15 protein-coding genes and 1 pseudogene are annotated in these 11,498 nt (G+C 61.5%); 5 read left to right on the forward strand and 11 right to left on the reverse strand.

What is annotated here, in order from left to right; translation table 11 throughout:
- Window positions 1–263 precede the first annotated feature (263 nt).
- The 5 genes from AC3EDY_RS14175 to AC3EDY_RS14195 all read right to left on the reverse strand — a co-directional run bounded on the left by AC3EDY_RS14175 (window position 264) and on the right by AC3EDY_RS14195 (window position 3,880).
- Window positions 264–770: a fasciclin domain-containing protein gene (locus AC3EDY_RS14175; protein ID WP_488573165.1), complete on the reverse strand. Its 507-nt coding sequence runs from the start codon at window positions 768–770 to the stop codon at window positions 264–266.
- Between the two features lie 142 nt (window positions 771–912).
- Window positions 913–1,605, reverse strand: a complete 693-nt coding sequence (locus AC3EDY_RS14180) for an anti-sigma factor (RefSeq protein WP_488573147.1) — start codon at window positions 1,603–1,605, stop codon at window positions 913–915.
- The gene (locus AC3EDY_RS14185) at window positions 1,602–2,162 is read right to left on the reverse strand and encodes a sigma-70 family RNA polymerase sigma factor (RefSeq protein ID WP_488573148.1); all 561 of its coding nucleotides are present in this window, start codon (window positions 2,160–2,162) and stop codon (window positions 1,602–1,604) included. The genes AC3EDY_RS14180 and AC3EDY_RS14185 overlap by 4 nt, the downstream gene beginning before the upstream one ends.
- A 148-nt stretch (window positions 2,163–2,310) precedes the next feature.
- The gene (locus AC3EDY_RS14190; protein ID WP_488573149.1) at window positions 2,311–2,823 is read right to left on the reverse strand and encodes a group I truncated hemoglobin; all 513 of its coding nucleotides are present in this window, start codon (window positions 2,821–2,823) and stop codon (window positions 2,311–2,313) included.
- A 22-nt stretch (window positions 2,824–2,845) separates the two neighbouring features.
- Window positions 2,846–3,880, reverse strand: a complete 1,035-nt coding sequence (locus AC3EDY_RS14195) for a DUF3034 family protein (protein WP_488573150.1) — start codon at window positions 3,878–3,880, stop codon at window positions 2,846–2,848.
- Window positions 3,881–4,165: 285 nt separating this feature from the next.
- On the opposite strand from AC3EDY_RS14195, the gene AC3EDY_RS14200 reads away from it, so the two are divergent.
- A complete protein-coding gene (locus AC3EDY_RS14200) occupies window positions 4,166–4,450 on the forward strand; it encodes an asparagine synthase-related protein (RefSeq protein WP_488573151.1) in 285 nt (94 codons plus the stop codon).
- A 263-nt stretch (window positions 4,451–4,713) separates the two neighbouring features.
- Here the strand turns inward: AC3EDY_RS14200 and AC3EDY_RS14205 are convergent, their stop codons facing one another.
- The 6 genes and pseudogenes from AC3EDY_RS14205 to AC3EDY_RS14230 all read right to left on the reverse strand — a co-directional run.
- The gene (locus AC3EDY_RS14205; RefSeq protein ID WP_488573152.1) at window positions 4,714–4,968 is read right to left on the reverse strand and encodes a hypothetical protein; all 255 of its coding nucleotides are present in this window, start codon (window positions 4,966–4,968) and stop codon (window positions 4,714–4,716) included.
- A gap of 82 nt (window positions 4,969–5,050) precedes the next feature.
- Window positions 5,051–5,755, reverse strand: a complete 705-nt coding sequence (locus AC3EDY_RS14210) for a transposase (protein ID WP_488573153.1) — start codon at window positions 5,753–5,755, stop codon at window positions 5,051–5,053.
- A 181-nt stretch (window positions 5,756–5,936) separates the two neighbouring features.
- Window positions 5,937–6,173, reverse strand: coding sequence for a helix-turn-helix domain-containing protein (locus AC3EDY_RS14215; protein WP_488573154.1), 237 nt, complete (start codon window positions 6,171–6,173; stop codon window positions 5,937–5,939).
- On the reverse strand, window positions 6,170–6,400 hold the full coding sequence (locus AC3EDY_RS14220) for a DUF2274 domain-containing protein (RefSeq protein ID WP_488573155.1): 231 nt from the start codon (window positions 6,398–6,400) through the stop codon (window positions 6,170–6,172). The genes AC3EDY_RS14215 and AC3EDY_RS14220 overlap by 4 nt, the downstream gene beginning before the upstream one ends.
- A 9-nt stretch (window positions 6,401–6,409) precedes the next feature.
- Complete coding sequence (locus AC3EDY_RS14225; RefSeq protein WP_488573156.1) at window positions 6,410–7,624, reverse strand: TraB/TrbI/VirB10 family type IV secretion system protein; 1,215 nt, start codon at window positions 7,622–7,624, stop codon at window positions 6,410–6,412.
- Window positions 7,621–7,872: pseudogene (locus AC3EDY_RS14230) on the reverse strand (TrbG/VirB9 family P-type conjugative transfer protein); the annotation flags it as partial. The gene AC3EDY_RS14225 and the pseudogene AC3EDY_RS14230, both read right to left, overlap by 4 nt.
- Window positions 7,873–8,073: 201 nt before the next feature.
- Here AC3EDY_RS14230 and AC3EDY_RS14235 point away from each other — a divergent pair.
- The 4 genes from AC3EDY_RS14235 to AC3EDY_RS14250 are packed head-to-tail and all read left to right on the forward strand — an operon-like array spanning window position 8,074 to window position 11,251.
- A complete protein-coding gene (locus AC3EDY_RS14235) occupies window positions 8,074–8,250 on the forward strand; it encodes a hypothetical protein (RefSeq protein WP_488573157.1) in 177 nt (58 codons plus the stop codon).
- Window positions 8,247–9,890 carry a type I restriction-modification system subunit M gene (locus AC3EDY_RS14240; protein WP_488573158.1) on the forward strand — a complete coding sequence of 548 codons (1,644 nt, stop codon included), beginning with the start codon at window positions 8,247–8,249 and terminating at the stop codon, window positions 9,888–9,890. Before AC3EDY_RS14235 ends, AC3EDY_RS14240 begins: the two co-directional genes overlap by 4 nt.
- Window positions 9,891–9,932: 42 nt before the next feature.
- Window positions 9,933–10,199, forward strand: a complete 267-nt coding sequence (locus AC3EDY_RS14245) for a hypothetical protein (protein ID WP_488573166.1) — start codon at window positions 9,933–9,935, stop codon at window positions 10,197–10,199.
- Entirely contained in the window at window positions 10,169–11,251 is a 1,083-nt protein-coding gene (locus tag AC3EDY_RS14250) for an IS5 family transposase (RefSeq protein ID WP_488573159.1), read from the forward strand. The genes AC3EDY_RS14245 and AC3EDY_RS14250 overlap by 31 nt, the downstream gene beginning before the upstream one ends.
- Window positions 11,252–11,498 lie beyond the last annotated feature (247 nt).

Consider the following 11,498-nt stretch of genomic DNA (forward strand, 5'->3'; position numbering starts at 1 on the left):
CCTATCCATGCTTGCCGGTAAAGAGGAGTCCCTCATCGATCAGAACCGTCAAAAACCGCTTTAATTACAGATGCCCAGATGGCCCTTGCGATTCCGTCGGCACCAAGGTTTTGCATCTCTCGCGCCGGCAGAAAGCACGTTCAGCAGCATTGCATGTAGGGCGGGGTGGCCCGCAACCGAGTGCGATCGGTTACGGGCGCCCGTCCCATTCTCCCGGTGCAAAGCGCGAACGCTCGGTGACGGATCGGAACCCCAACGACCGGTCAGGGCATCAGCACCGTGTCAACGACGTGGATCACGCCGTTCGATTGCATCACGTTGGAGATCGTAACCTGCGCCTCGCCGCCTTTTGCGTCGGTCAGTATCAGCTTCTTGCCTTGCATTGTCGCGGTCAGCGGTTCGCCTTGAACGGTCGTCAGCGTGGCGCGGCCGCGGCCAGCCTTGATCGCCTTGGCGATGTCGGCGCTCGTCATGCGCCCGGCGACGACATGATAGGTCAGTACCGCGGCGAGCGCGCCCTTATTTTCCGGCTTGAGCAGTGTGTCAACCGTGCCGGCCGGCAGCTTTGCAAATGCGGCGTTGGTTGGCGCAAAAACCGTGAAGGGGCCGGGGCCGGCAAGCGTATCGACCAGCCCCGCCGCCTTGACGGCGGCCACCAGCGTGGTATGATCCTTTGAATTCACAGCGTTAGCGACGATGGTCTTGCTGCTGTACATCGCCGCGCCGCCAACCATCGGGTTGGCTAGGGCCGGGCATGAAACCGACGCCATTGCAAGGGGGGTGATAGCCAGAGCGGCAATGGCCGCGATTGTGTCAAACCTGCGCATGCGAATATCTCCTGCTTGATGACCACCGCTTGTCCGGTTGTCGCTGGAGATACGTTGGCACGCTGCGGACGGATGCATCGGGCGATCAGACGCCACCGATTTTTCCGCTGCCCAGGATCGGCCCAGTCGGTTTGCCGGTAGGAGACCCCCCGCGGGGTTCAAGCGAGATTGCAAAAGCCGCCCCTGGCGCAATCAGTGCGCGGACCTCGGCGCGCGCCAGCGTGATGGCCGGACGCGCCGGGTCGATTGTTCCGAGCGAGCGGGGGCTGCCATCTGGCGGAATGATCCACAACTCGGCATCGCTCTTGCCGGCATCGAGCGTGCCGGGGACGATGGTCAGTCGCCCGGCGCCGGCATCGTAGGCAATGGTTGCAATCACTGCATCGGCGCCTGCGACGCTGGCGAGCAGGACGCGCGCGGCAGCCGGCGCAGTGCCCGGCGCGGCCTGCTGCACCCTTGGCGCGGTGCGCAGTACGATGACACCCCCCAGCAATGCAGCGACGAGCGTTGCCGCCACTGCAGCGGCGCGCCAACGCTTTGCCTGCGCCACTGCCGCGTTATCATTGTGCGGCAGCATCGCCTCGATCCGCGACCACAAGGCGTCGCCCGGCGGCACGCTGCCCTCTGCGGAAAGCGGCTCGAAGCGCGCGCGCCACCAAGCGACACGTTCGGCAAATGCAGGCTCGTTGTCCGCGCGCCGCCGAGCGGCTCTGCGTTCGGGCGGGTCGAGCAGTCCGAGCGCGAGTTCGGCGGCGAGGATATCGTCTTCCTCGGTCATGACAGGCACGCCCGCAGTTTGATCAGCGCGCGTCTGATCCGGCTTTTGACCGTACCGAGCGGCATGCCGGCACGCCCCGCCAGCTCTGCATAGGTTGCCTGTTCGAAAAACGCCGTGCGCACCAGCACGGCATCGCCTTTCGCCAGTTCTTCGATGCAATGGGCAATGGTGTGCTCGCGCTCCACCTCAATCAATCGGTCGAGCACGCCTGCACTCTCGTCGGCGGGCTCGTCAATGCATGCGATCGGTGTGGTGATCCGGCGCCCGTTGGCACGCAGGCGATCGATCGCGCGATTGCGGGCCAGTGCGGCCAGCCAAACGATCGGGCTGGCACGCGCAGGATCGAATTGCGCCGCTTTCTGCCAGACCGTGACATAGACCTCCTGCAACACGTCCTCCGCCTCCTGGCGATCAGAAGAGAGACGAAGGCAGACGCCGAAAAGCCTTGCGCAGGTTCGACGATAAACCTCGCGGAACGCAGTCCTGTCGCCGCCGGCGACACGTTGAAGCGCAGCGATCAGAAAGGACTGGTCGGTGTCCTGTGCATCGGCAATCATTGCAGTTCGTCTAGCACTGCCGGCCTTGTGCCACAACGGAGCCGTGACCGGATCGCTGAAGGACTGCCTGGGCCACGAGCAAGCGGCGACACGGCGAGTGCCAGGACATCGGAGGCCGCGCGTACGAAGGTCAGGCGGCGCCGGAAAGTCACTTGTCGATGATGTCCCGGTGCATAGGCGCAAGCGCGGCAATCAAGCGGTTCTGGGCGCGGAAGGGAATGTGGCGCTTGTTCATCGCCACCTGCAATTCTTCGACCAGGCCGTAGAAATTGGCTTCCTTCACTTTCATGCCGCGGTGAGCTTCCGCCATCGTGCGCCCGGAGTACGTGCAGGGGCCATGCATGATCACGCAGAACTGTTCGACCAGCAGCGCCTTGATCCGGGCCTGGTCGGCGTTCTCGAAAAAGGGCCTGGTCTTCGGGTTCCTGAGCCAGCGCGCCATGGCATCGTCCATCAGAGCGGTCAGCCCCTCGCGTCCTCCAAAAGTTTCATAGAGATGCGCGTCGTCGGTGATGACCGGGGTGGTTGGCGCAGCGGTCTTTACAGAGGGATCGTTCACGGCCGGTTCGGCAATATTGTATTTGGGCGCCAGGTTTTCCTGACCGAGCGCCGCCGAAGACGTGCCGGCGAGGATAACAAGCGAAAGGGCGGTCTTGAACATTGTGGTGTCCTCGATGAAAGCGTCAGAAACCGAGCTGAAGGGAAACGTAGGCGCCGTTCTGGCGGGTCAGCGCGATCTGTCCGAGCCGCGCATAGGCGGCGGTGATCGAGATGTTGCGGCTAGGCGCATAGGCAACGAAGAGGTCATAGGCGTCCTCCTCGCGGAACGTAGTTCCACCGAGGGCGCCTTCCAGCCGGTTGGACTTGGTGCGGTATTCCCCGCCGACCGCGAGCTTGCGGGTCAGCAGATATGCAGCTGAAGCCTCGACCTGAGGCTTATAGGCCTGATCTTTGCCGCCAAGCCCGCCGAAGCCGAGAATGCCGTACTGGTTGGCCTTGGTCAGCCGCAGCGTGGCGTTGAGCAAAAGGCTTTGCGAAAGAATGAGCTTGGTTGCCGAGGCATAGATATCCACACCCTTGCGCTTTACCCCAAGCGCGCCGCCGACGACGGTCTTGTCGTCATTGATCTTGTACTGCAACCCGATCGAAACCTGCGGCAGCACCGTATCCTGATCGAGCACTGCATCCCCGAACAAGCGCAGCTTCGCGCCGATGATCGTCTGGCTGATGGTAAAGCGGTTGCCGAGCCCGAGCGCCGCGCCGACTTCGCGCAGATTGAAGTTCTGCCGCGCCAGCGAAAGTTCTAGCCGGTTGTACAGGCTTACTGCCGCACCATAGGATGCAAGCGTAAAATCCTGCGTATCGACGCCGGTTGCAAAGGCGCTGCTGCCGATTTGATTGCGCGTGCCGTAACTGCCGATCAGCGCCCAGGGAACAATGCCGCCGCCGCCCGCGCCCTCGATCGTCGAAACGCCGCCGGTAAGCAGAAGGCGCCCCCCTTCGGGAAGAAGCGATCCGCGCTGTTGGGACGCCGCGCTTTCCAGCACGGGCTCTGCCGCGGCCGGGGTTTCGGACGGGGCACCATCCGATCCGGCCAGCACCGCAGCCGCCGTCCCGCTGTCGGTGACCGTCGCTGCATGCGCAGCGGAAAACTGGCTGCACAACGCGATCCCCGCAAAGACCGCGCCGGCAACCGTCGCCTGAAAGACAGACGTCATGATTTGGTATGCTCCCCTTGCCCAGCCGGATCGAAATTTTCCGGCTTTCATTCCCGCTTACGGACAAGGTTCGGGCGCGGATGCATCGCAGCGAAAAATTTTATCGTGCCGACCAAAGCGCGCCGGGTGCCACACGCTCGGGCGATCGGTGGTTAGCCCATCATGACAACCAGCTGAAGCGCGCCCGCGCCGCGCCAGACGCCAGCGGTCGCATTCCTGTCGGCGGCGGCACGCGCGATCGTCGAGGACGCGCCCGCCCATCCCTGGTTTACGCCACCGCGCCGAGTGCTGCCCGGCCGGGCCAGCCACGTTGCCCTGCTGGTCCCCGCGCAGAACCTGGTGGAAGCGGTGAACGCGCAGGCCCCGCACCGCGCCATCTCGCCGCTGGTTTCGCAACCGGTGGTCGAGGCCTGCCTGCAGGTCCCGAGCTGGCACTGGCTCGCACCGGGCCGGGACCGGGCCATCGCGCGTCGCGCCTTTGCGGCCGATCTACCCGACGCGATCGTCGCGCGCCGGTCGAAAGGCACCCCGACCGGCTTTGTCGCGGCGATCTTCGACCGGCACCGGTAGGCCATCCGCGATATGCTGCTCGGCGGCCGCCTGGCCTCCCTGGCCTGCTCGATCGCGACGCGCTTTCGTCGGCGTTAAACCAGCCCGGTCCGGTCCGCGATCTGCGCTTCGTGCGGATCATGGAACTGGTCGATGCCGAGGCCTGACTCCAGAATAAGTTGATTATGTTTAAATAATTTGCCTTATCATCCATTAAACAGTAACCGCGAAACTGTGGGCTCAAGGGCCTAGCAACTTGCTTACGGGTAGTGGAATCAAGTGATTCAACAGTGGCGCTGAACAGCCGTTGCCATGAGCGATTTGATTTGGTCGTCCGAGGCGCAGATGCGCCAGATCGAGCCGCATTTTCCATTATCACGCGGCGTACCTCCGGTTGATATTGGCGGATTATCAGCGATATCATCTTCGTGATCGGCAACGGTCTGCGCTGGCGTGATGCCCGTGCCGAGTATGGTCCGACCAAAACTGGACACTTCGAAGAACCGTATGATTTCGGCATGATGGGCGACGAGGGGCATGCAAGTGAATGGTGAGCCCCGGTTCAGGGGGCTGATCCGCTGATTTCCGTGTTGGAGCCGAATGCAGAGGCCGGCTTTTCCGTCATGCGGGCGCAGTTCGCCTCTCAAGCCAGGCAAGGCGCTGGAAGTTATAGGCCAGGTTGGCCATTCCAATCTTGATGCGGGCGCGGGCGATGCCGATGTGGTTCTTGTAACCGAACATCGGGATAGCGAGGTCGACCGGCTTCGCTGCCTTTGGATCGGCACCTTCCTTCACCTTGGCTTTGGTGTACTTGACGCTCCAGCGCGCATCGCGGTCCTTCTGTCTGGCCTTGGACGGCTTCCAGTTCTCGGGCACTCGGCCTTCCTTGATCGCCGTCTTCTCGGCCTCGGTGTTCCTCTGCTTGGGCGCCGGAACGACGGTTGCATCGATGATCTGCCCACCCATGGCGAGATAGCCCCGCTCGGTGAGCGCGGCATCGAAGCGAGCGAACAGTTTGTCGATCGCCTTGGCCTGAACCAACCTCTCGCGGAACAGCCACACCGTCGTTGCATCCGGCACCGTGCCGTCGAGCCCGAGGCCCAGGAAGCGCTGGAACGACAAGCGATCCTTGATCTGGAACTCGGTCGCTTCATCCGACAGCGAGTAAAGCGCTTGCAGCACCAGGATCTTAAACATGAGAACCGGATCGAACGGAGGCCGGCCACCCTTGCCACGAACGCTCCGTCGCAGCGCGGCGACCAGCGGACCGCGGAAAATCTCGAAGTCGATAACACACGCCAGTCGCTCCAGCGGATCACCTCGCACGAAATTTTGCCAGTCTTAGGTTATCATTTATAATGTATCCTTTTAAATTTTATGCTAGTCAATCAATCATATTGCTTAATAACAATTCACCAAAATTGAGATTCGTTCAAAGCGAGAAAATCGAGACGGTGGCTATTATCCAGATTTTCTCAAAGCCAAGAAGCAACTGCGGCAACGAGGCTTACGACTGACGGGAAGTTCCTGCCGAGCTCGTCGTGGTGGCAGACCGCCGCTCGACAAAACGTTCAAGGCTGCTGACGATGATCAATGTAGCACGGCCCACCTTGATGATGTCGATCTCGTGCGCCGCGATCAGCTCGTAAAGCTTGGTCTTGCCGATACCCAGCGCGCGCGCCGCATCGGGCACGCGGATGGTCAGGGCGTTGCGTACGCCCAAGGTGGGGCCCTTCTCGCTCATGCGCCGCGCTTTCCAAGGTGCTCGCGCGCCTTTGCGAACGCCCGATCGCTTTCGAGGAAGGCAGCAAGAATGGCCGGGATCAGTTCGTTGACCGGCTCCTCCCGGCCGTAGATCTCTGCATAGATCAGGGCATAGTCCTGAAGCGCCTGATGCAGGTCGGGCAGTATCGTGACGGTGAGCTTGACCGGGGTCCGGTCGGGAATGCGAGCAAGCTTGAGGTCGACCATGATTTTCTCCTAGCCGCGCCACGGCGCGAGAACGAGATCGCGATGGACGATCAGCCGAACCGGAGCGCCCGGCCGGATAGTGATCGTCGGCTGAATCTGCAGATTGCGTGAAGTGAACTGGTCGCCGGCGCGGGAGACGTTCTGCTGCGTCGATTGCCGGATCGCCTGGACAAGGTCGCTTTCGCCGGTGAAAGTAAGGTTGGTACCCACCCCAAGGACGGTGGAGATGGCGACGCCCTTGAGCAGCGCCCAGGTGTGGAAATCCACCTTGTCGGCAAGACCTGCATAACCTGACGGATCGGATGCCGGCACGTTGTCGAGGCGAATCGAACTGCCATCCGGCATGACGATCCGCTGCCAGACAATCAGCGCACGCTTTTGCCCGAAAGCCACGACGCTGTCGTAGCTGCCGATCAGCCGCGCACCTTGCGGAATGAGCAGGATGGTGCCTGTCGCGCTGTCGAACACCCGTTCGGTCACCTGGGCAATGACCAGGCCTGGAAGGTCTGACCTGAGGCCGGTGATCAGGCTTGCGGCGATGACGCTGCCGGCCAAGAGCATGTCGGGCGATGCAGGTGGGACAAGCCGCCCGGAATTGACGTTCCCGGCGTTATCGCGCGCTGTGACGAAGTCGGCTTTGCGCTGCTGTGCATTGGGATCGCGATCCGGGTCGATCGCCAGCCTGGTGGCATCGGTTGCCGGCAAGGCTGGCGGGGACGGCGGCGCCTCCCCATTGCTCGGCACGGCACCGCGGTCGCTGGACTGGGCAAGCAGGCCCGATTCGCGCGCTGCCCTGCGTTCAGCAGCCCGTCGTTCGCGCTCGGTTGCGGCAGCCTGATCAACATGGGCGGTGTCTTCGGCAGGCTCGCGCGCCATCGCGCGCTGGTGCTCGAGGATCGGACGGCCCAGATCGCCCGGCAGTGCCGGCCCAAGCTTGGGGACATCGCCATAGCTGCGCGGAAGAGCGTTCAATGTATCGCCTGGCAGCTTTGCCGCTATCGCTTGGTCTGCGGCCTCGCCGACCAGATGCAGCCCGGCCGGCCGCAGCGCGAACCAGGCCGTCAGCGCCAGACCGAACGAGCCGGCGGCCGCGGTCCCGATGATGACGCTCCGCTTGAACCGGATTGCCGGGATTGGCCGCGCGCGCAGCGCCAGCGTTTCGGGATCGACCTTGTCTGGCACGGCCTGGCCCTCGGCCGCCGGTTGATGCGCGCCGCCGGTCATGAGCCCCTCCCGCTGCGTGCGGCCTCGGCCACCCGGCTGATGCGCACGATCTGCTGGTGCTTTGTCCCAAGGCGAAGCTCGGCGACGTCGAAAATGCGGTCGATCACATAGAAGCGGCCCTTGACGCGATAGTTGACGAGTTGCGCTTCGCCCTTTGCGTCGACCAGGAAGATCGGCGGCGCCTCCCCGACGCCAAGCGTGGCAGGAAACTCGACGAACGTCTGGCGGCCGTCATCGAAGGCCCTTACCTTGTCCGTGAGACGGGCGACACGCCGTTTTTCCATCATGTCGCGCTGCTTGCCGAACTGCAAAAGGCGGCGGATAGCGGTAACCTCTACACCTATCACTTCAACATGCTTCGCGCTGTGCTGGAAAAGACCGCAAGTTTCCACGGCTTCCCCGGCTTCTCGTCCTGCATCAAGCAAGATGACGACGACCCGGACGGCATCTTGCATACCCGGCTGGTCAACGTGATGAGCCACGGAAATTATTCGCTGTTCGAGCCGACCGAGATGGTGCCGGAGAATAAGGACTATTTCCGGCGCATCCTGAACGATTTCAGGGTCCGCTTTCCCTTCAATCCCGAACTCTTCGTCGACGAAGCACAGCAGGCAGGCGCCCAATGACCGAACAAGAACACAAAAAACTGGGCCAGACCCTGTGGAACATCGCCGACCAGCTTCGCGGTGCAATGAACGCGGACGATTTCCGCGATTACATGCTGGCTTTCCTGTTTCTGCGCTACCTCTCTGACAATTACGAGGTGGCGGCGGCAAAAGAGTTGGGGCCAGATTACCCGGTTGACGTGCCCGAAGACGTGCGGCGGAAGCTTGGTGCAAATTCGCCTCTCGCGCTTTGGTATCAGGACAACCCCGCCGATACAGACGATTTTGAGCGGCTGATGCGCCGCCGCGTTCATTATGTGATCCGTCCGGAGCACCTGTGGACCAGTATCGCGGAAATGGCTCGTGTTCAGGATAACGAGCTGCTTAGCACGCTCCAGACCGGCATGAAGTATATCGAGGAGCAGTCGTTCGAGAGCACGTTTGGCGGGCTGTTCTCCGAAATCAACCTGTCATCGGAAAAGCTGGGCAAGACCTATCCCGACCGCAATGCGGCACTCTGCAAGATCATTGCCGAGATTGCCAAGGGGCTAAAATCCTTCTCCACCGATAGCGACACGCTTGGCGATGCTTACGAATATCTGATTGGGCAGTTTGCCGCCGGATCGGGCAAGAAGGCGGGTGAGTTCTACACTCCGCAATTCGTGTCCGACATCCTTTCCCAAATCGTATCGCTCGACGGGCAGGAACCCGCGACCGGCAATCGCAAGCATATCGACAGCATCATGGATTTCGCCTGCGGCTCCGGCTCGCTGCTGCTGAATGTCCGCCACCGCATGGGCGCGCACGGCATCGGCAAGATCTACGGGCAGGAAAAGAACATCACCACTTACAACCTCGCGCGCATGAACATGCTGCTGCATGGGGTGAAGGATACCGAGTTCGAGATTTTCCATGGCGATACGCTGACCAACGACTGGGAGATGTTGCGGGAGTTAAACCCGGCGAAGATGCCGCGTTTTGACGCCGTGGTTGCCAATCCACCTTTCAGCTATCGCTGGACACCGACCGATGCGATGGCGGACGATGTGCGGTTCAAGAACTATGGGCTCGCGCCCAAGTCAGCCGCCGATTTCGCTTTCCTGCTCCACGGCTTCCACTTCCTCAAAGACGATGGCGTCATGGCCATTATCCTGCCGCATGGCGTCCTTTTCCGGGGCGGGGCCGAGGCGCGCATTCGCACCAAGCTGCTCAAGGATGGCCACATTGATACGGTGATCGGCCTGCCTGCCAATCTGTTCTACTCGACCGGCATCCCTGTGTGCATTCTGGTTCTCAAGCGGTGCAAGAAGCCTGACGATGTGCTGTTTATCAATGCAGCCGAGCACTTCGTTCGGGGCAAGCGGCAAAACTTCCTGGGCGACGGCACGGACGGTAAGCCGGACCATATCGGCAAAATCGTCTCGACCTATCAGCATCGCACCGAAGAGCCGCGCTACTCCCGCCGCGTGTCGATGGCCGAGATTGAGGAAAACGACTTCAATCTGAATATCTCGCGCTACGTCAGCACGGCGACGGCAGAGGAGGAAATCGATCTTGCCGCCGTCCATACCAAGCTGGTGTCGCTTGATCAGAAGATTGCCAACGCCACCAAAGAGCACAACGCCTTTTTGCAGGAACTGGGACTACCCCCGCTGCCGTGAGCGGCGGGTTCCGAGGTCTCGCGTGAGGTCAAACTTCAAGTGATGAACAAAGCGGACCAGCCATACCGGTTTGATTTGGTTCGGCATAGCCTTCGCCGGGTCAACTTTGACCACCCTATTATGAACTTATGGCCAGGTTCGATCGCCTTAGAAGAGGTGCCGATGTCTGGTATGGCGGCGACCTCGATTGACGGGCTCAGTAAGCTGGACACCCGCAAAAACCGTTGGCGTTTCGGCGTCGAAGGTGATTCATTGATCGAGAACGATCATGGAGAGCCGTGGTGGATCCAAAGTCCCTGTTCAGTTTGAGCGAGCATCTCGAGGCCTTGAGCGGGGATGGCGATCCGCTCGAGGTTCTGCAGCAGACGGTGGACTTTGAGTATTTCCGGGCCTGGTTGGTCGAAGGGCTCGGCTACGGCGATGGGGCCAAGGGCGGGCGACCGCCGTTCGATCCGGTGATGATGTTCAAGGCGCTGATCCTGCAGGCGCAGCACAACCTGTCGGATGCACGGATGGAATTCATGATCCGGGATCGCCTGAGTTGGCTGCGTTTTCTTGGGCTGTCGCTCGGGGACCGGACACCGGACGAGAACACGATCCGGCATTTCCGCAATCGCCTGACCGAGACCGGAACGCTCAAGAAGGTGATGAAGGCCTTTGACTGGCAACTCCAGAAGAAGGGCTACATCCCCATGTCCGGGCAGATCGTGGATGCCTCGCTGGTGCCTGCGCCCAAGCAGCGCAATACCGAAGGTGAACGCGAGGCGATCAAGTCGGGCAAGAGCGCGAAGGATATCTGGCCCGATGAACCGAACAAGGCCGCGCAGAAAGACACCGATGCGCGCTGGACGCTCAAGATTGGCGGCAAGGTGCGCCATAGCGAGGACGGCACGCCGCTGCCCATGATCGCGCTGCCGGTCTTCGGCTACAAATCGCATATCAGCATCGACCGGCGCTATGGCTTCATCCGCGAAATGGCGGTCACTTCGGCGTCGGCCGCCGATGGGGGGTTGCTTCGCCACGTCGTGAGCACCGATAACACCGGCTCCGAGGTCTGGGCTGATAGCGCCTATCGCTCGAAGCGGAACGAGAAGTGGTTGTCTGATCGGATGCTGACATCGCGAATTCACCGGCGCAAACCCAAGGGCAAGCCCATGCCGAGAGCGATCGCCAGGGCCAACGCGGCAAAATCCTCGATCCGGGCCCATGTCGAACATGTCTTCGCGCATCAGAAGAACCGGTTCGGGCTGTTCATCCGCACCATCGGCCTGGCCCGTGCCGACGCAAAGCTCACCCTCTGCAATCTGGCCTACAACTTCAATCGGCTGATCTTCCACGAACGCTGCCAAAGCATGGGATGACTCTGCCTGGAATCCTGAAGAACCGGGTCAAACCGCTCAAAATGACGCCGGAAAAGACCAGCGGCGCGGACGATATGGACGAGCGGCTTAGGGGGAGCCCCCGCCGGACCAACCCAGCCTCGAACTACCTAGAGCATAATCCGACCTGATAGAGTCGTTTGCGGTTCCCTTGGCGCTGAAAATCTGATTCATCCTGTTTGCTGGATAGGAGGCCAGCAGGCATGGTGAGACCGATATCCGAGGATTT

The organism is Novosphingobium sp. DS6-6, from assembly GCF_057784975.1.